Annotated in this window: 16 protein-coding genes and 1 tRNA gene; 7 read left to right on the top strand and 10 right to left on the bottom strand. The window is 72.5% G+C overall.

Going from position 1 to position 17,839, the window contains the following annotated elements; translation table 11 throughout:
* Positions 1-9: 9 nt before the first annotated feature.
* The gene (locus Q9250_RS06215) at positions 10-564 is read right to left on the bottom strand and encodes a GNAT family N-acetyltransferase (protein WP_306233721.1); all 555 of its coding nucleotides are present in this window, start codon (positions 562-564) and stop codon (positions 10-12) included.
* Between Q9250_RS06215 and Q9250_RS06210 the strand changes: the two genes are divergently transcribed.
* The gene (locus Q9250_RS06210) at positions 559-1,923 is read left to right on the top strand and encodes a nicotinate phosphoribosyltransferase (protein ID WP_422665082.1); all 1,365 of its coding nucleotides are present in this window, start codon (positions 559-561) and stop codon (positions 1,921-1,923) included. The genes Q9250_RS06215 and Q9250_RS06210 overlap by 6 nt on opposite strands.
* Before the next feature lie 33 nt (positions 1,924-1,956).
* On the opposite strand, the gene Q9250_RS06205 is transcribed toward Q9250_RS06210, so the two are convergent.
* A complete protein-coding gene (locus Q9250_RS06205; protein ID WP_306233719.1) occupies positions 1,957-2,235 on the bottom strand; it encodes a DUF3039 domain-containing protein in 279 nt (92 codons plus the stop codon).
* A 101-nt stretch (positions 2,236-2,336) separates the two neighbouring features.
* Between Q9250_RS06205 and Q9250_RS06200 the strand changes: the two genes are divergently transcribed.
* Positions 2,337-3,266: a hypothetical protein gene (locus Q9250_RS06200; protein ID WP_306233718.1), complete on the top strand. Its 930-nt coding sequence runs from the start codon at positions 2,337-2,339 to the stop codon at positions 3,264-3,266.
* Here Q9250_RS06200 and Q9250_RS06195 read toward each other — a convergent pair.
* Positions 3,263-4,801 (bottom strand): S1C family serine protease, encoded by a 1,539-nt coding sequence (locus Q9250_RS06195; protein WP_306233717.1) that lies wholly within the window; start codon positions 4,799-4,801, stop codon positions 3,263-3,265. The genes Q9250_RS06200 and Q9250_RS06195 overlap by 4 nt on opposite strands.
* A 92-nt stretch (positions 4,802-4,893) precedes the next feature.
* Between Q9250_RS06195 and Q9250_RS06190 the strand changes: the two genes are divergently transcribed.
* On the top strand, positions 4,894-6,099 hold the full coding sequence (locus tag Q9250_RS06190) for an aminotransferase class I/II-fold pyridoxal phosphate-dependent enzyme (protein ID WP_306233716.1): 1,206 nt from the start codon (positions 4,894-4,896) through the stop codon (positions 6,097-6,099).
* A 21-nt stretch (positions 6,100-6,120) separates the two neighbouring features.
* On the opposite strand, the gene Q9250_RS06185 is transcribed toward Q9250_RS06190, so the two are convergent.
* Positions 6,121-6,921: a carbon-nitrogen hydrolase family protein gene (locus tag Q9250_RS06185; protein WP_306233715.1), complete on the bottom strand. Its 801-nt coding sequence runs from the start codon at positions 6,919-6,921 to the stop codon at positions 6,121-6,123.
* 72 nt (positions 6,922-6,993) lie between these two features.
* On the opposite strand from Q9250_RS06185, the gene Q9250_RS06180 reads away from it, so the two are divergent.
* Positions 6,994-7,299: a thiamine-binding protein gene (locus Q9250_RS06180; protein WP_306233714.1), complete on the top strand. Its 306-nt coding sequence runs from the start codon at positions 6,994-6,996 to the stop codon at positions 7,297-7,299.
* Entirely contained in the window at positions 7,296-8,012 is a 717-nt protein-coding gene (locus Q9250_RS06175; protein ID WP_306233713.1) for an AIM24 family protein, read from the top strand. Before Q9250_RS06180 ends, Q9250_RS06175 begins: the two co-directional genes overlap by 4 nt.
* Positions 8,013-8,126: 114 nt before the next feature.
* Here Q9250_RS06175 and Q9250_RS06170 read toward each other — a convergent pair whose 3' ends face one another.
* From Q9250_RS06170 to Q9250_RS06155, 4 genes are all read right to left on the bottom strand, one after another.
* Positions 8,127-8,591, bottom strand: coding sequence for an SRPBCC family protein (locus Q9250_RS06170; RefSeq protein ID WP_306233712.1), 465 nt, complete (start codon positions 8,589-8,591; stop codon positions 8,127-8,129).
* Positions 8,592-8,704: 113 nt separating this feature from the next.
* A tRNA-Met gene (locus Q9250_RS06165) sits at positions 8,705-8,778 on the bottom strand.
* Between the two features lie 50 nt (positions 8,779-8,828).
* On the bottom strand, positions 8,829-11,807 hold the full coding sequence (locus Q9250_RS06160) for a UPF0182 family membrane protein (protein WP_306233711.1): 2,979 nt from the start codon (positions 11,805-11,807) through the stop codon (positions 8,829-8,831).
* 108 nt (positions 11,808-11,915) lie between these two features.
* Complete coding sequence (locus tag Q9250_RS06155; RefSeq protein ID WP_306233710.1) at positions 11,916-13,040, bottom strand: YlbL family protein; 1,125 nt, start codon at positions 13,038-13,040, stop codon at positions 11,916-11,918.
* A 20-nt stretch (positions 13,041-13,060) separates the two neighbouring features.
* On the opposite strand from Q9250_RS06155, the gene Q9250_RS06150 reads away from it, so the two are divergent.
* Positions 13,061-14,593, top strand: coding sequence for a zinc-dependent metalloprotease (locus tag Q9250_RS06150; RefSeq protein WP_306233709.1), 1,533 nt, complete (start codon positions 13,061-13,063; stop codon positions 14,591-14,593).
* Positions 14,594-14,642: 49 nt separating this feature from the next.
* The gene (locus tag Q9250_RS06145) at positions 14,643-15,350 is read left to right on the top strand and encodes a hypothetical protein (RefSeq protein WP_306233708.1); all 708 of its coding nucleotides are present in this window, start codon (positions 14,643-14,645) and stop codon (positions 15,348-15,350) included.
* Here the strand turns inward: Q9250_RS06145 and Q9250_RS06140 are convergent.
* Positions 15,277-16,998, bottom strand: a complete 1,722-nt coding sequence (locus tag Q9250_RS06140) for an ATP-dependent helicase (protein ID WP_306233707.1) — start codon at positions 16,996-16,998, stop codon at positions 15,277-15,279. The genes Q9250_RS06145 and Q9250_RS06140 overlap by 74 nt on opposite strands.
* Positions 16,983-17,810, bottom strand: a complete 828-nt coding sequence (nudC, locus tag Q9250_RS06135; RefSeq protein WP_306233706.1) for an NAD(+) diphosphatase — start codon at positions 17,808-17,810, stop codon at positions 16,983-16,985. The genes Q9250_RS06140 and nudC overlap by 16 nt, the downstream gene beginning before the upstream one ends.
* Positions 17,811-17,839 lie beyond the last annotated feature (29 nt).

Here is a 17,839-nt window from a genome sequence, read left to right as displayed (position 1 = left end):
AGGCCGCGGTCAGCTGCGGAGCATCCGGTGCATCGGGATCCCGCCCCAGGTGGGCCCGGTCGAGATCTGCTCGTCGAGGTGTCGGAACCCGCGCCGCTCGTAGAAGCGGGCGGCGCGGGCGTTCCCGTCGATGAGCCACAGGTAGTGCGGGCGCTCGTCGACGACCGCCTCCAAGAGGGCGGCTCCGAGCCCGGAGCCGTGCATCTCGGCGGCGACGTAGAGGCGGTCGAGCTCGCGGTCGGCCGGCGGCGGCACGAGCCCCAGCTCCCGCTCCCAGCGCGCGGGGGCAGCGCTCGTCGCGGCTAGGCCGACGATCCGGTCGCCCAGCCACGCGATGCGGCGCACGGCGTCCTTAGGGCTCGCGAAGACGTGCTCGAGGCCAGCGACGTTCGCCTGCTCGAGACCGCGCTCGGCGAAGTCGACCGGCAGCTGCCCGGCGTAGGTGCGCTGCTGCTCGTGCACGAGGAACGTGGCCCACGCGAGCGCGTCGGCCGGCGTCGGCTCGCGGAGCGCGACGCCCTCCGGCAGCGGGCGGGCGGCGGGCAGCGGTCGTGAGGAATGCACCGATCCACGCTACCTGCACCGCAGCAGCCCCGGCATAGGGTTGCCCCTGTGACCGACACCGCGCTCATGACCGACCGCTACGAGCTGACGATGATCGATGCCGCCATGCGCGCCGGCACCGCGTTCCGTCCCTCCGTCTTCGAGGCGTTCGCGCGCCGTCTGCCGGGCGCGCGCCGCTACGGCGTCGTCGCCGGCACCGGCAGGTTCCTCGAGCGGGTCGCCGAGTTCCGCTTCGGCGACGACGAGCTGCGCTTCCTGCGCGAGAACCACGTGGTGTCGCCCGAGCTGCTCGACTGGCTCGCCGACTACCGCTTCTCGGGCGACATCCGCGGCTATGCCGAGGGCGAGCTCTACTTCCCCGGCTCCCCCATCCTCGTCATCGAGGGCACGTTCGCCGAGGCGGTCGTGCTCGAGACGGTCGCCCTGTCGGTGCTCAACTACGACTCGGCGGTCGCCAACGCCGCGACCCGCATGACCCGGGCAGCCAAGGGCCGGCCGGTGGCCGAGATGGGCTCGCGGCGCGCGAACGAGGAGGCCGCGGTCGCCGCCGCCCGCGCCGCCTACATCGCCGGCTTCAGCGCCACCAGCAACCTCGCCGCCGGCGCGCGGTGGGGCATCCCCACCATGGGCACCGCCGCGCACTCCTTCACCCTGCTGCATGACACCGAGGCCGAGGCGTTCCAGGCGCAGATCGACGTGCTGGGCGTCGACACGACGCTGCTGGTCGACACCTACGACATCGAGCAGGGCATCCGCACCGCGATCGAGGTCGCGGGCACGAGCCTCGGCGGCATCCGCCTCGACTCCGGCGACCTCGTCGAGGTGGCGGCCGACGCGCGCCGGCTGCTCGACTCGCTCGGTGCCACCGACACCCGCATCACCGTCACCAGCGACCTCGACGAGTACGCGATCGCGGGCCTGCAGGCGAGCCCGGTGGATGCGTACGGTGTCGGCACGAGCGTCGTCACCGGCTCGGGCGCTCCCGCGGCGGGCATGGTCTACAAGCTGGTCTCGCGCCAGGGCGACGACGGCGAGTGGGTCGGCGTCGGCAAGAAGAGCGAGGACAAGGCGTCGAAGCCGGGCGAGAAGTCGGCGGTGCGCACGCTCGACGCGGGCGGCGTCGCCGTCGAGGAGACGGTGCTCGTCACCGACGACCCGCTGGTGGTCGAGGCCGCGGCGCAGACCGGGCGACCGTTGCAGGTGCCGCTCGTCGTCGCCGGCGAGATCCAGCAGCAGTGGCTCGGCCACTCCGGTGTCGAGCTGGCGCGCCAGCGCCACGACGCGTCGGTGGCGGAGCTGCCGAGCGAGGCGCACCGACTGGCGCGGGGCGAACCGGTGCTGCCCACCGTCTTCCGCTGACGCATCCGCCCCGCACGGTCGCGGGGCGAGCGGTCACTCCGAGCGGAGCTTCTCGTAGATGTCCTTGCAGGTGGGGCAGATGGGGAACTTCTCCGGGTCGCGGCCCGGCGTCCACTTCTTGCCGCAGAGCGCCCGCACCGGCTTGCCCGAGAGCGCCGACTGCAGGATCTTCTCCTTCTTGACGTAGTGCGAGAAGCGGTCGTGGTCGCCGTCCTCGACCGACTCCTCGTTGAGCAGCTTCTCGAGCTCCCGGTCGAGCACGTCGGTGCTGCCGCCGGTGCCCACGGTGTCGGGTCCAGGGGTGGTCGTCATGCGTCCATGATCCCACGCTCAGCCGCTTCACGGCTCAGTCGCGAGAGGATGCCCTGCGCGCTGGTCCTGCGGTGCCGGCGCCCGGAGGACAGGGGGATCCCATGCAGGAGATCGAACGCGACGAGGATCTGGGCTGGCTCATGAAGACGCTCGAGCGCATCCTGGGCGTGCAGCGGCCGCTGGTGGTCAACCACCTGCGCAGCCTGCGCAAGAAGCACCCCGAGATGACGCCGGAGCAGATGATCCGGCGGCTCGAGAAGCAGTACCTCGCGGCGGTGACGGGCGGCGGCGCCGCGGTCGGCGCCAGCGCGGTCGCCCCCGGCGTCGGCACGGTCGCATCGGTCGGCCTCACGATGGCCGAGACCGTCGGCTTCCTCGAGGCGAGCGCGTTCTTCGCGCAGGCCGTCGCCGAGGTGCACGGCATCGCCGTCGAGGACGAGCAGCGCGCCAAGGCGCTCGTGATGGGCCTGATGCTGGGCACCGGTGGCAAGGCGCTCGTGAAGCGCGCCACCGAGAAGGCGCTCGGCCGCGGCGCCGCGGGCAACGCATTCTGGGGCCAGATGATCACCACGGCGATGCCGAGCGGCGCGATGGGGCAGGTGATCGACATGATGCGTCGCGCCTTCCTCAAGCGGATGGCGCGCAACACCGGGGCGGGCATGCTCGGCCGCGCCATGCCGTTCGGCATCGGCGCCGTCATCGGCGGCGTCGGCAACAACATCCTGGGCCGCGACATCGTGAAGGCCGCGCGCGAGGCGTTCGGTCCCGCGCCGACGCAGCACCACGGCTTCCTCTCCCCCGTCATCAAGGAGGTGCGGCCGAGCCTCGGCCAGCGCATCCGTGAGGCGCGCGAGATCGAGCGCGAGGGGCTCGGCGGTGGACTGCGACGGCTCCGCGAGCGCCGTGGCGCCGAAGACGGCGCAGTCGGCGATGCGGGCCTGCGCGACGTGGGCTCCCCTGATCAGCACGGCGCGCCGCCGGTGCCCGAGGCACCGAGCGACGCGCCGGCCGACGAGGGTCGAGCGGGCTAGGGCAGCTCGCCCAGCGTCACGTCGACGTCGGCGGACTGCCCGCCGCGCTGGTACGTGATGGCGACCGTCGCGCCGGCGGCGTGCGAGCGCACCTGGGCGGTCGCGTCGACCGCGTTGGTGACGGGGGCGCCGTCGATCTCGGTGATCACGTCGCCCGCCTGCATGCCTGCCGCGGCGGCCGCGCCGCCCTCGCTGAGCTCCTGGATCTGCGCGCCCACGGTGCCGATGGATGCGTCGCGGACGTCGCTCACGGTGGCTCCGAGGAGTCCGTGGCTGGCCTCGCCCTCGGCGATGATCTCCTCGACGACGCGCTGCACGAGGCTCGCCTCGATCGCGAAGCCGATGCCGATCGAGCCGGAGGAGCCCTCCTGCCCCATGCTGGCGATCGCCACGTTCACGCCGATCAGCTGGCCCGACCCGTTCAGCAGGGCGCCGCCGGAGTTGCCGGGGTTGATGGATGCGTCGGTCTGCACGACCGGGATCGAGATGTCCTGCTGGGGCGCCTGCGCGCCGTCCTCCTGCCAGAAGCCGAAGGGCTCCTGCTGCGACTGCTGCTCGTCGTCGGGCGCCGCGCTCGAGGCGATGCGGAGGCCGCGGTCGACGGCGGAGACGATGCCGTCGGTGACCGAGTTCGACAGGCCCAGCGGCGCGCCGATCGCGACGGCGGTGTCGCCGACCCGGACGTCGTCGCTCGACGCGATCGTGATGACGGGCAGCTCGGCGTCGACGCGGATGACCGCGAGGTCGACGACGGGGTCGGTGCCGACGATCGTGGCGCCGAGGAGGCGCCCGTCATTGGTCTCGACGGTGATGGTCGCGTCGGCGGTGGCGCCGTCGAGCGTGACGACGTGGTTGTTCGTGACGATGTAGCCGCCCTCGGCGATGACGACGCCGGATCCCTCTCCGCTGCCCGACTGCGAGACCGCCTGCACGGTGACGACCGACGGGCCCGCCGTCGCCGCCACGTCGGCGATGGTCCCCGGATCGGACACCGTGTCGCCCGTGACGCCGCTGCTCGCCGGCGCCGACTGGGTCTGCCCGTCCTGCTGCATCCCCGCCAGCGCGCCGCCGCCGAAGCCCGCGGCACCGCCCAGCAGGGCCGCCGCGAGCAGCCCGCCGACGATCAGCCCGCCGCGACGGCGGGGGGGCTCGGCCTGCGCGGTCGCCGAGCGGGTCGTCGGTGTGTCGTACGAGGGCGTCGACCCGGGCTGCCCGAACGCGGCCGTCGGCTGCGCGTCGCTGTAGCCGCCGTTGCTGTACGCACCGTTGCCGTAGGCGCCGTAGCCGTTGGAGCCGGTGGACGGGCTCGCGAACGGCGCGGAGGGTCGCGCTGCGTAGGGGCTCGCGGCAGGCGCCGGCGTGCTCGACTGCTGCGCGGGGCTCTGCCAGCGCTGCCACTCGGGCTGGGCTGCGCTCGGCTGACCTGCGCTCGGCTGGTCTTGGCTCTGTCGCGGCGCCATCGGGTTCGGCACAGGGCTCTGCCCTGCGGGCTGGTTGCCGCCCGGGTGCTGGGCAGGGTCGTACGGGTTCGTCATGCTTCGAGCGTGCCACCCGAATCCATGCGGTTGCCATGCGACTGCCATGTCGGCCGTTCGGAACACCCGGCGGAGCGAGTAGCGTCGGGGCCATGGAGCAGGCACCCTGGCAGCGCACCGCAGCGGGCGCCGGACTGCTCGGCACCGATGGCCGGCTCGCGCCGACGATCTTCGCCGAGATGACGGCGCTGGCATCGAGGACGGGGGCGCTCAACCTCGGGCAGGGCTTCCCCGACGAGGACGGCCCGCGCGCCGTGCTCGACGCGGCGAAGCACGCGATCGACCACGGCCGCAACCAGTACGGGCCGGGCAGGGGCGCCCCTGAGCTGATCGACGCGATCATCGAGCACCAGCGCCGCTTCTACGGCATCGGGCTCGGTCGCGGCGACGTGCTGGTCACCGCGGGGGCGACCGAGGCGCTGGCGGCCACGATGCTCGCCTACCTGCAGCCGGGCGACGAGGTGATCGTCTTCGAGCCCTACTACGACGCCTATGCGGCGGTCGCGGCGCTCGCCGGCGCCGAGCTGGTGCCGGTGCCGCTGGCCGCACCGGACTTCCAGCCCGACCCCGACCGCCTGCAGCGGGCGACGAGCCCGCGCACGCGCATGATCATCGTCAACTCCCCGCACAACCCGACCGGCGCGGTGTTCAGCGAGGAGGTCATGCGGCACATCGTGCGCATCGCCGAGCGGCGCGACGCGATCATCGTCACCGACGAGGTCTACGAGCACCTGGTCTACGACGAGCGCCACGTGCCGGTGGCGAGCTTCGAGGCCGCGCGCGACCGGCTCGTCTCGATCTCGTCGGCCGGCAAGACCTTCTCGGTCACCGGCTGGAAGGTCGGCTGGATCATGTCGACGCCCGAGCGCATCGCCCAGATCGGGGCGGTCAAGCAGTACCTGACGTTCGTGAACGGCGCGCCCTTCCAGCCGGCCGTCGCGGTCGGCCTGCGGCTCGCCGACGAGCACTACGACACGATCGTGCAGTCGTTCGCGCGCAAGCGCGACATCCTCACCCGCGGCCTGCGCAAAGCCGGCTTCACGGTGCACGAGGCGATGGCCGGCTACTTCGTGCTGGCCGACGCCGCGCCGCTCGGCATCACCGACGCCACCGAGCTGGCCCGCCGGATGCCGGAGCTGGTGGGAGTCGTCGGCGTGCCGCTGTCGGCGCTCGCGCGGCCGTCGCGGCGCGACCTGCGCTCGACGATGCGCTTCGCCTTCTGCAAGTCCGACGACATGCTGCACCAGGCCGCCGACCGGCTCGCCGGCCTCAAGGACGCGACGCTCCCCGTCGCCTGACAGCGTCAGGCCCTCAGGTCGTCAGGCGATCCGGTAGCGCCGATTCGCCAGCGACGGGTTGCGCTCACGCGTCGCCGCCGTCAGCGCGGGGTCGATCGGCGCGATCGCGATGCCCTCGCCGTCGCCGAGCGCCGCGAGCGGGATGCCCATCGGGTCGACGATGAGCGAGCAGCCGACGCCCAGCGGCGGCGCCTGGTCGGCGGCCACGATGTGCACGGTCGACTCGATGGCGCGCGCGGTCACGAGCGTCGTCCAGTGGCGCTCCTTCTGCGGGCCCCGCACCCACTCTGCGGGGATGACGATGACGTCGGCCCCCGCATCCACCAGTCTCCTCGTGGTCTCGGGGAACCGCAGGTCGTAGCAGGTCTCGATGCCGATGCGCATGCCGAGCGCCTCGACCACCGGGGTCTGCGCCACGTCCCCCGGCGTCAGCCAGTCGGACTCGCGAGAGCCGAACGCGTCGTAGAGGTGCACCTTCCGGTAGGCCTCACGGACCCCGGATGCGTCGACGGCGACGACCGTGTTGGAGACACCGCCGTCGACCCGCTCGACGAGCCCCGCCACGATGAGGGCGTCGTGCGCGGCCGCGCGCTCGGCGAGCATCGCGACGAAGGGTCCGTCGAGGTCCTCCGCGGCGGCCGGCGCCGTCGTCGCGAGGTCGTTGGAGCAGTGCTGGGCGTACTCGGGCAGCACGATGAGCCGCGCTCCCCTGCCCGCGGCGCGATCGATCCACGCGGCCGCGGCGGCGCGATTCGCGTCGACGTCCACGGTCGGCGCCAGCTGCACGGCGGCGGCGAGCAGGAGGGGCTGCGCGGCACTCATGCGACCAGGGTACGGCGGGGCGTGGCGCGCAAGGGATCGCGGTGCAAGGATCGCGGAGACGAAGGGAGCAGGATGCTCGTCGCATTCTCCGTTGCACCAGGCACCGCGGGCGAGGACGGCTCGGTGCACGACGCGGTCGCCGCCGCCGTGCGCGTGGTCCGCGAGAGCGGGCTGCCGAACCGCACCGACGCCATGTTCACGACGATCGAGGGCGAGTGGGACGAGGTGTTCGACGTCGTGCGGCGCGCGACCGACGCCGTGCTCGCCCACACGCCGCGCGCATCCCTCGTCCTGAAGGCCGACATCCGACCCGGATGGACAGGCGAGCTCGACGGCAAGGTCGTCAGGCTCGAGCACGCCCTGGAGGGGGACGCATGAGATCCGAGCTGTTCGCGGAGGCGAATCAGGAGACGCAGTCGACCGAGCGGTGGGTGAAGCAGTCGAGCAAGATGCTGCGCATCAGCGTCTCGAACGGTGGCGACGTGCTCGCCGCGAAGGGCGCCATGGTCGCCTACCAGGGCCAGATGGAGTTCCAGCACGAGGGCGCCGGCGCCGCGCGCATGCTGAAGAAGCTCGTCACCGGCGAGGGCGCCCCGCTCATGCGCATCCGCGGGCAGGGCGAGGTGTTCCTGGCGCGGGATGCGGCGAACGTGTTCACCGTCCAGCTCGAGAACGAGGGCCTGTCGGTGAGCGGCAAGAACCTGCTCGCCTTCGACCCGAACCTGCAGTGGGACATCAAGATGCTGCGCAGCGGCAACATGATGGCGGGCGGCCTCTTCAACCTCGAGCTCGGCGGCGTCGGCACCGTCGGCATCTCGTGCGAGGGCAATCCGCTGCTGCTCGACTGCTCCCGGCAGCCGACCTTCGTCGACCCGAACGCGGCGGTGTGCTGGTCGTCGAACCTGCAGCCGAGCGTCGTGAACTCGATGAACATGCGCTCGCTGCTGCGCGGCGGCACCGGCGAGGCGTTCCAGCTCGCGTTCCACGGGCCGGGGTTCGTGGTCGTGCAGCCGAGCGAGGGCCGGCAGCAGATCTCCGGCTCCAACGGCGGCGGCTCGAGCGGCGGCGGCCTCGGCGGGCTCTTCGAGTAGGCCCCGTCAGTCGCAGCCTGCCCCGAGGCGCGGGCGGCGCGGGCGATGCCGCGCACGGCGAGACGGGTGCGACGCCCGGCCCCCGTGCCGCGGGTCACGCCTTGGCGGCGCCGCTCACGCCCGCCCGGACTCCGCCGCCGCCTTCATGTCGCGGAGGCCCTGCTCGAACTGCTTGCCGAGCTCGCGCTCCATGGGCATCAGCTTCCAGATCAGCGCGGAGAGGCCGCGGTTCTCGCCCGACATCGTCCAGGTCACGCGCGTGCCGCCGGGGGTGTCGGCGAAGTCGAAGCGGGTGTCGTTCGTCGCCTTGAAGGGCTTCGTGAAGCGCAGCTCGACGTCGATGCGCTCCGGCGACGAGGAGCGGATCAGCATCGAGCCCTGGCCGGCCCGGCGATTGCCGCTCCAGCCGTACTCGGCGCCCGTGCCCCGCTCGGCGCCGGAGTAGCGGCGCTCGAGCCGGGGATCGACGCCCTCCCAGGGCGACCAGGCGGTCCACTCGTGGAAGTCGTCGACGAACGCGTGCACTCGCTCTCGAGGGGCTGCGATGTCGACGGAGCGGGAGAACGAGAAGCGTGCCATGGCGCGAGCCTAGAGACGAATCGGCGCCCGGACCCTGCTCGGTTGCCCGGGAGATGCAGAAGAGGCCCCCTTGCGGGGGCCTCTTCCATGTGCCGCAGTACGCGGACTTCTTGTTGCGGGGACAGGATTTGAACCTGCGACCTCCGGGTTATGAGCCCGGCGAGCTACCGAGCTGCTCCACCCCGCGGCACAAGAAGAGACGTTACCAGGTGCCGCGGGGTTCGGCAAATCGGGCCGCTACGGAGCGGTCGACTCCTCGGGAGCGGGCTCCTCGGCCGGTGCCGACTGCTCGGGTGCCGCGCCCTCGGGTGCCGTGCCCTCGGGCACGGCCGTGCCGTCGATCTGCGCCGAGATGTCGACCGCCTGCTGCAGCGCCGACGTCAGCCGCACATCGGCCTCCGCAGCCGCCACCACGTCGCCCGAGGCGTAGGCCGCCTGGCGCTCCTGCATGGCCGTCACGGCCGCCTGCAGGGAGGAGTCGAGCTGCGCCTCGAGGTCGGTGTCCACACCGGGCTCGGCACCAGGATCGGTCGGCTCCTCGGTCGTCGGATCCACGCCCGAGTCGCCGGCATCAGCACCCGAGTCGCCACCGAACAGCGAGTCGAGGGCCTCGTCGAGCGTGTCCTCGAAGGCGATGTCGTCGCCGAAGGCCACCAGGATCTTGCGCAGCACCGGGTAGGAGGTGGCACCGGTCGACTGCAGGTAGACGGGTTGCACGTAGAGCAGGCCGCCGCCGACCGGCAGCGTCAGCAGGTTGCCGTTCAGCACGTCGGACGCGCCCTGGCGCAGCAGGTTCAGCTCGCGCGAGACCTCGTCATCGGTGTCGAAGGTGTTCTGCACCTGACCGGGGCCAGGGATCGATCTGTCCTTCGGCAGCATCTGCAGCGTGAGCTGGCCGTAGGTGTCGGCCACCTCCCCTGCCGTGCCTCCGGCATCCGCGTTCACCGACAGGTAGCCGTAGAGCACCTCACGACCATCGCGCGGGATGAACGTCGAGTACAGCGTGAACGCCGGATCCTGCCCGTCGACCGACATCGTCAGGTAGTACGGGGGCTGCGGCGGCGCTGCGACCTGCTCGTTCGACCACGTCGGGTCGGCGGGCGTCGACCACTGGTCGTCGCCGGAGAAGAACGTGGCCGGGTTCGTGACGTGGTAGTCGCCGAGGATGTTGCGCTGCAGCTTGAACATGTCGGCCGGGTAGCGCACGTGACTCATCAGATCGCCAGACATCTCCTCCATCGGACGGATGGTGCCGGGGTAGATCTGCTGCCAGGCCTTGAGGATCGGATCCTCGGTGTCCCAGGCGTACAGCGTGACCGAGCCGTCGTACGCATCCACGACCGCCTTCACCGAGTTGCGCATGTAGTTGACGACGTCGTCTGCCGTGAAGCCCGGGGCGGGGTTCGTGGTGTCGGCGATGGTCTGCGCGATCGAGCGGTGCGTCGAGTACGGCACCGTCGACGAGGTCGTCATGCCGTCGACGATCCAGACCAGGCGCTCGTCGACGACCGCGGGGTACGTGTCGGTGTCGAGCGTCAGGTAGGGCGCCACCGCGGCGACGCGGTCGCGCGGGTGGCGGTCGTAGAGGATCTGCGAGTCGTCGTTCACCGCGTCGGAGAGGATGATCTGCTCGGACTGGAACTTCATCGCGTAGACGAGCCGGTTGAGGATGCTGTCGAGCTTCGGGCCGCCCTCGCCGGTGAAGGTCGTCTCGGCGTTGCCGCTGCCCTCCTCGGTCGAGCGCGGATAGTCGAGCTCCACCGGATCGGTCGCCTCCGGCGCCCCCACGATCGAGTAGTCGGGCGTGGATTCGCCGAAGTAGACGCGCGGCTCGTACTCGCCGAGCGCACCATCGGTGGGGATGCCCGCCTGGAGGAACACCGGCTGGCCCTCGGGGCCGCGCTGGTTGCCGTAGGCCGCGACGACGCCGTAGCCGTGGGTGTAGCGGATGTGGCGGTTGTACCAGCTGTCTTCATCGAGGCCCGACAGGTCGAGCTCGCGCACCGCGATCACGGTGTCGGTCGTCTCGCCGTCGATCTCGTAGCGGTCGACGTCGAGCTGCTCGGGGAAGCCGTAGTACGGCCGGTACTCCTGCAGGTTCGCGAACGCATCGGTGACCAGCGCGGGGTCGATGATGCGGATGTTCGCAGTCGTCTCGGCGTCGGCCCGGAGCGCGCCGGGCTCGGCGTCGGTACGCGCGTCGGACGGGGTCTCGACCATGGCGTCGACGCCCCAGGCGCTGCGCGTCGCGTCGATGTTGCGCTGGATGTACTCAGTCTCGAAGTTGACCGGGCTCGGGTCGACCTGGAAGCGCTGCACGATGGCCGGGTAGGCGATGCCCACCACCAGCGATGCCGCGATCAGCAGCGCCGTGCCGACGATCGCGATGCGCCAGCGGCCGATGACCGCCGTGACGATGAAGAAGACGGCGACCAGCGCCGCGATGCCCGCCATGATCTGCGCGCCGGGGATCGTGGCGTTCACCTCGGTGTAGCCGGCGCCGGTCGCGAGGAAGCCCTGCGAGGTCTGCGTGAGCGCGGCGTACTGGCCGAGCCAGATCGAGGCGCCGAGGGCGATCATGTAGAGCGCGCCGATGACGGCGAGCTGCACGCGTGCCGAGCGGGAGATGCGGAACTCGCGGCCCGTGACGCGGATCGCGCCGTAGAGGTAGGCCGTCGCGAGCGACGCGACGAGGCTGATGAAGAGCACGGCGAGCGTGAAGCCGATGATCTGCTGGTAGAACGGCAGCTCGAAGACGTAGAAGCCGATGTCGAGGCCGAACTGGGGGTCGACCTCGCCGAAGCTCTGGCGGTTGAGCCACAGCTGCGCCGTCTCCCACTGCGAGGCCGAGGCGATGCCGGCGAACAGGCCCAGCACCGCCGGTGCCGCCCACATGCCGACCTTGCGCAGCGGCTCGACGAGCTCCTGGTAGCGGTCGAGCTGCGAGTTCAGCTGCGCGTAGACCGGCCGCGAGCGGAAGGCCACCTGCACGCTGATCGCCAGCGGCACCGCCATGGCGACGAAGCCGATGAGGAACATCACCAGCATCGAGACCCAGCGCGTCTGCAGCACCTGCAGGAACCCGAGCTGGTCGAACCAGAGCACATCAGCGTAGAAGCCGGAGAAGAGCACGAACGCTCCGATGATCGCCGCCACGATCAGCACCGTGATCAGCAGGGGCGAAGGCCTCTGCCTCCTCGGAGCAGTGGTCGGCATGGGTCGTTCGGGGTACGCGGACACGTCGTGTTGCTCCAAGAGGGCTGGTCGGGCAGTGCCGCCATCGTATCCGTCGTCCCTATGAGCACCCGGCCAGTGCGGCGAGCATCAGCCGCAGGTGGGCAGCCCCGAGGTGTCGGCGTTCATCGCGACCGTCTCGATCGCCGTGACGGCCTCGTCGAGCGTCGCCGCGGAGAAGACCGTCAGGCCGTCGGGCACATGGCCGACGACGTCGGCGCAGTTGCCGGCCGGTGCGAGGAAGTGCGAGGCGCCGGCATCGACCGCGCCGTGCATCTTCTGCACGATGCCGCCGATCGGGCCGACCTCGCCGAGGGCCGAGATGGTGCCGGTGCCTGCCCAGCGGGTGCCCGCCGTCATGGCGCCGGGAGTGATCTCGTCGATGATGCCGAGCGCGAACATCATGCCGGCGCTGGGGCCGCCCACGTTCGGCAGCTGGATGTCGACCTGGAACGGGAACGTGAACTCGTTCGACGGGTAGATGCCGACGATGCGGGACTCGCCGTCGACGGCGGGCGTCACCTCGAGCGTCAGCGGCTGGCCCTCGCGCTCGATGTCGAAGGTGCTCGCGCCGGGGGCCGCCGCGATGGACGCGCGGATCGACCAGACGTCGTAGGCGGTCGCGCCGTTGACGCGGACGATGCGGTCGCCCTCGCGCAGCACGCCGTCGGCAGGGGTGCCGGCGATCACCCCCGCGACGCGGACGTCGCTGACCACCTCCTCGCCCTCGTGGATCAGCGCGGCGGCGATCGCCGCCGACTGCGAGTTGCGCATCTCGATCTGGCCGGCCTCGTTGGCCTCCTGCACCGTCACCGATGGCGGGTAGGCGACATCCATCGGGATGATCGAGTCGGCCGGGTCGAAGTACGACTGCGCGACGTCGACCCAGGAGAGCGGCCGCTGCGGGTTGCCGAAGTAGGCGACGGTCAGCAGTCGCAGCTCGCCCTCGGTCGGGTAGGTCTCGGTGCCCTCGACGACGATCAGCTCGCCGGCCTCCGTGGATCCCAGGGTGTCGAACGTCGGGCCCGGCACCTCCACCACGTAGGGCGACGGGACGAAGGCGAGCGCGAGCGAGCCCACGCCCGCCGCCGCCAGCGCAGCCCAGCCGGCCCGACGCATCCGTCGTGGACGGAGGTCGGCGAACCGCGGCCGGCGCGCGTGGTGTTCGCGGACGGCGGAGGGCAGGATGGGCGTATTCCCGGCAGGCTCGGACATGCTGGGGCTAGCGTAGTCGCATGCCTGAGGACCCCGACGACCGTCGCCCCGAGGATGAGCTGCGCGAGATGCTGCAGCGCTTCCTCTCCGGTGAGGGGCCCATCGATCCCTCCCGCCTCGCGGGCGCCGCGGGGATGCCCTCCGACCCCGCGCAGCTGCAGGCGCTGATGGCGCAGCTGCAGGCGGCGCTGTCGCGCACCGAGGACGGCATCGACTGGTCGGCGACGCAGCGGCAGGCCGCCGCCGTCGTGCAGCGCGACCCGGGCTCGGTCACCAGCGCCGAGCGCGAGGCCGTGCGGCAGGCGGTCGACCTCGCCGCGCTGTGGCTCGGCGACACGACCGACATCGGCGCCGCCGCGGGCGAGCTGCAGCTGCTCTCGCGCCAGCAGTGGGTCGACGCGACCCTGCCCGTCTGGCAGGAGCTGAGCGAGCCCGTGGCGAACAGCATCGCGAGCGCCCTCACCCGCGCGATGCAGGAGCACGCGCCCGAGGAGGCGCAGGAGATGCTGGCGGGCGCCGAGAAGATCCTGCGCAACGTCGGCGGCACGATGTTCGCGATGCAGCTCGGCAACGTCATCGGGCAGCTCGCCGGCGAGACGGTCGCCGGCGGCGACTTCGGCTTCCCGCTGCTGGCGCAGGACGGCGCGCTGCTGCCCGTCAACCTCCGCACGGCCGCCGAGGGGCTCGAGATCCCCGAGGACCAGGTGCGCATCTGGATGGCCGCGCGCGAGCTGGCCCACGCGCGGCTCTTCCACCATGCCCGCTGGCTGCGGCTGCACGTGCTCTCCTCCGTGCGCGAGTACGCCGAGGGCATCCACATCGACATCGACAAGCTCGAGGAGCTCGCCGAGTCGTTCGACCCCACGAACCCCGAGGAGCTGCGCGAGGCGCTCAAGAACGGCGCGCTCATCCCGCCGAAGAGCCCCGAGCAGATCGAGACGCTCGCGCGCCTCGAGTCGACCATCGCGCTCATCGAGGGCTGGGTCGACGCGGTCACCGATTCGGCGACAGCGCGGCTGCCCAAGCGCGACGCGATCGCCGAGACCGTGCGCCGCCGCCGCGCGACGGGCGGCCCCGCCGAGAAGGCGTTCGGCACCCTCGTCGGCCTCGAGATCCGCCCGCGCCGGCTGCGCGAGGCGGCCGCCTTCTGGCGCGCGGTGACGGATGCGGTGGGCCCGCAGGTGCGCGACTCGCTGTGGGACCAGCCCGACCTGATGCCCGATGCCGCCGACATCGACGACCCGTCGCGCGTCATCGCCCGGCTCCAGGGCGGCGGCGAGCTCGACGAGATGGACCTGGCGCTCCAGGAGCTGCTCGACGACGCCGAGCGCGCTGACGAGCCGGCTGGCGCGGGCGGTGAGGCGGAGGCCGCCGAGGCGCCGGCCGACGAGGCCCCGGTCGATGCAGCTGAGGCCGGCGACGCAGCTGAGGCCGGCGACGCTGGCGGCGACGACGTTGGCGAAGCCGGCGACGCTGGCGGCGACGACGTTGGCGAAGCCGGCGACGCTCCTTCCGACGACGACGAGCAGCCGGAGCCGCCAGCGCAGCGGTAGCTGTGGAGAGCGGCCGACGCGATCGGCCGCGATGGCGCACCATGCCGCCATGCTCCGACTCGACCCGCACCTGGCCGTCTTCCGCACCTCGCCCGACCGCATCGCGATCGGCGCGCAGCAGCCGGTCGTCGAGCTCGACGCCGACGCGTCGACGCTGCGCGGGCTCGCGCTGCTCACCCGCGGTGTGCTGCGGCGCGAGCTCGAGCACCTGCTCGGCGACGAGCCGGCCGCTGCGCTGCTCGACGCGGTCGCACCCGCGCTGATCGAGACCGAGCCGGTCGTGCCCGCGCGCGTCCGCGGACGCATCCGTCTCGCCCTCGACGTGCACCGCGCGCTCGACCGGGCCGGGCACGCGGTCGCCGACGACGCGCTCGTGATCCCGGTCGCGCCGTGGCGGCTGCCGTACGCCGAGCGCGAGCGGCTGCTGCTCGACGGCGTCGCGCACCTGCCGATCGTGGTCGGCGACGCCTGGGTGCAGGTGGGCCCGTTCGTCGCCGCAGGCGACCAGTGCCCCGCGTGCGCCCCAGTCGACGAGACGCTCGTGCCCGGGCATCTCGCGCCGGTCGCGACGCCCGCGGCGACCGCGCAGACGATCCTGACGGTGCTGGATGCGGTGCGCCGGCTCGGGGAGGGCACGCTGCCGTCGGGGTGGGGCGCCCGGATCCGTCAGCGCGACGGCGGCATCAGCGCGCTGCGCCGCGTCCGGCCGCGGGCCTGCTCGCACCGATCTCGGCCAGGAACCGCGAAGGCTGCCTGACGGCGTGGCCGGAGTGCGTCGCCCACGTGAGCGAGAGGCTGCGCTGGGCGCGGGTGATGGCGACGTAGAGGAGCCGGCGCTCCTCGTCGATCTCGGCGAGCGTGGTGGCGTGCGAGATGGGCAGCAGGCCCTCGGCGAGGCCGATCACGTGCACGTGCTGCCACTCCAGGCCCTTCGCCGCGTGGATCGTCGCGATGGTCACCGCCGCGACGGTGGGCTCGTGCTCGGTGGCCGCGCGGCGGGCGAGGTCGTTCGCGAAGGCCGCGAGGTCGGTGCCACCTGCCTCCTCGGCCAGCGTGACCAGCGCGTGCAGCGCATCCCACTGGGCGCGCTCCTCGCCGTGGGTCGCCGGCGGCTCGGCCCGGTAGCCGAGGCCCATCACGATGTCGGTGACCGACTGGAACACCGGGCGGCCGTCGGCACGGGCGCTGCGGAGCATCATGACCGCGCGCTTCACGACCGGGATCTCGAAGAAGCGCGCCGAGCCGCGCACCGTCGACGAGAGGCCGACGCCCGCGAGCGCCTGCTCGATGAGGCCGGTCTGCGCGTGGAAGCGGGTGAGCACCGCGATGTGGCCGGGGTCGGTGCCGGCGACGACCTGCGCCTTGATCGCTGCGGCGACCGCCGCCGCCTCGGCGGTGTCGCTGCCGTGCTCGGTGAGGCTCGGCTCGACGCCGCGCTGCCCTGACGCGGCCTCGAGGGTCAGGGCATCGCGGCCCCGCATCAGCCGGTTCGCGCAGCCGACGATCGCGGCGGTCGACCGGTAGGAGCGCTCGAGCCGCACCACCTCGGCCTCGGGGTGATCGTGCACGAAGCGGCCCAGGCTCGCGGGGTCGGCGCCGGCGAACGAGTAGATGGTCTGGCTGGGGTCGCCGACGACGCAGACGTCGCGGCGGTCGCCGAGCCAGGCCGCCAGCAGCTGCTGCTGCATGGGCGACACGTCCTGGTACTCGTCGACGGTGAAGTGGCGGTAGCGCGAGCGCACCTCGTCGGCGACGACCGGCTCGCGCTCGATCATGCCGGTGGTGGCGAGCAGCACGTCCTCGAAGTCGATCAGGCGGCGCTCGTCCTTGACCCGCTCGTAGGCCATGTGGAGGTCGATCATGGCCTCGGGGTCGAGGCCCGTCGGCAGCGGGCGCACCCGGGCCTGCACGCCGTAGTCCTCCATCGTCATCGCCTGCGACTTGCGCCACTCGATCTCGCCGGCGGCGTCGCGCAGCTGGGCGGTGGGCAGCCGCAGGCGCAGCTGCGCCGCGGCATCGGCGAGCGTTGCGGCCTTCTGCGGCAGCAGCTTCGGCATGCGCGAGCCGGTGATGCGGGGCCAGAAGTGGCCGAGCTGCGCCAGTGCCGCCGCGTGGAACGTGCGCGCCTGCACGCCGCCCGCCCCGAGCCGCGCGAGCCTCGTGCGCATCTCGCCGGCCGCGCGGGTGGTGAACGTCAGCGCGAGCGAGGCATGCTCGACCTGCTCGCCGGTGGCGACGCCGTAGGCGATGCGGTGCGTGATGGCGCGCGTCTTGCCGGTGCCGGCGCCTGCGAGGATCGCCACCGGGCCGCCGAGCGTCGTCGCGGCGACGCGCTGCTGCTCGTCGAGTCCGGCGAGGATGCGTTCGGCGTCGGGCTTGGGGGCGCTCGTCACCGCTGCAGCCACGCGTCGATGATCCACGACGCGATCGACGTCGGGCCCGGCAGCTGCACGACGCCGCTGCGCAGCTGGTCACGCGTGAACCAGCGCACGTCGAGGATCTCTACGCCGTCGGGACGGATCGTGTCGGGCTCAGGCGCGACGCACTCGAAGCCGACCATCAGGCTGCGCGGGAACGGCCACGGCTGCGAGCCGAGGTAGCGCGGCTCGACGACGCGCAGGCCCGTCTCCTCGGCGACCTCGCGGATGACGGCCGCCTCGAGCGACTCGCCCGGGTCGACGAAGCCGGCGATCAGCGAGTAGCGGCACTCGGGCCACGCGGCGTTGTGGCCGAGCAGGATGCGCTCGTCGGCAGCGTCGTGGATGGCGACGATCACGGCCGGGTCGGTGCGGGGGAAGTGCGGCGAGCCGCCGACGTCGCGCCGCACCCAGCCGGACTCCTCGAACGCCGTGGCGCTGCCGTCGACCGGGCTGTGATGGCTCTCGCGCTGCCAGACGCCCAGCGCGACCGCCTGCACCAGCACGCCGGCGTCGGCATCGTCGAGCGCGGCGCCCACGTCGCGGAGCGACCGCCACTCGGCGCCCGGGACGTCGAAGGGCTCGTGCACCAGCATGCTGAGCACGACCGGGCCCGAGTCGGTCGCTCCGCCGGCGCGCGCCCTGCCGAGCCAGCTGAGCGGCACGCGCGGCTCGACGTGCGCCGCGTACTCGGGCAGCTCGTCGACGCGCAGCCGCACGAGCGCGCCGTCGCGCACCGGGGAGCGGTCGCCGGCGATGGCGATGATGCGCGTCGACGGGTCCTCGAGGGCGCGGGCCACGGCGTCCGCGTCGATACGCGATGCGTGGT

The sequence above is a fragment of the Agrococcus beijingensis genome, from assembly GCF_030758955.1.
Classification (GTDB): domain Bacteria; phylum Actinomycetota; class Actinomycetes; order Actinomycetales; family Microbacteriaceae; genus Agrococcus; species Agrococcus beijingensis.
Note: the sequence above shows the minus strand (reverse complement) of the source record. Positions and strands in the feature narration are given on the sequence as shown.

What these genes read in the sequence shown, in the direction of transcription:
- Q9250_RS06210 (WP_422665082.1), top strand. Translation starts at nt 559, where the DNA reads ATGCACCGATCCACGCTACCTGCACCGCAGCAGCCCCGGCATAGGGTT.
- Q9250_RS06205 (WP_306233719.1), bottom strand. Translation starts at nt 2,235, where the DNA reads ATGACGACCACCCCTGGACCCGACACCGTGGGCACCGGCGGCAGCACC.
- Q9250_RS06200 (WP_306233718.1), top strand. Translation starts at nt 2,337, where the DNA reads ATGCAGGAGATCGAACGCGACGAGGATCTGGGCTGGCTCATGAAGACG.
- Q9250_RS06195 (WP_306233717.1), bottom strand. Translation starts at nt 4,801, where the DNA reads ATGACGAACCCGTACGACCCTGCCCAGCACCCGGGCGGCAACCAGCCC.
- Q9250_RS06190 (WP_306233716.1), top strand. Translation starts at nt 4,894, where the DNA reads ATGGAGCAGGCACCCTGGCAGCGCACCGCAGCGGGCGCCGGACTGCTC.
- Q9250_RS06185 (WP_306233715.1), bottom strand. Translation starts at nt 6,921, where the DNA reads ATGAGTGCCGCGCAGCCCCTCCTGCTCGCCGCCGCCGTGCAGCTGGCG.
- Q9250_RS06180 (WP_306233714.1), top strand. Translation starts at nt 6,994, where the DNA reads ATGCTCGTCGCATTCTCCGTTGCACCAGGCACCGCGGGCGAGGACGGC.
- Q9250_RS06175 (WP_306233713.1), top strand. Translation starts at nt 7,296, where the DNA reads ATGAGATCCGAGCTGTTCGCGGAGGCGAATCAGGAGACGCAGTCGACC.
- Q9250_RS06170 (WP_306233712.1), bottom strand. Translation starts at nt 8,591, where the DNA reads ATGGCACGCTTCTCGTTCTCCCGCTCCGTCGACATCGCAGCCCCTCGA.
- Q9250_RS06160 (WP_306233711.1), bottom strand. Translation starts at nt 11,807, where the DNA reads ATGCCGACCACTGCTCCGAGGAGGCAGAGGCCTTCGCCCCTGCTGATC.
- Q9250_RS06155 (WP_306233710.1), bottom strand. Translation starts at nt 13,040, where the DNA reads ATGTCCGAGCCTGCCGGGAATACGCCCATCCTGCCCTCCGCCGTCCGC.
- Q9250_RS06150 (WP_306233709.1), top strand. Translation starts at nt 13,061, where the DNA reads ATGCCTGAGGACCCCGACGACCGTCGCCCCGAGGATGAGCTGCGCGAG.
- Q9250_RS06145 (WP_306233708.1), top strand. Translation starts at nt 14,643, where the DNA reads ATGCTCCGACTCGACCCGCACCTGGCCGTCTTCCGCACCTCGCCCGAC.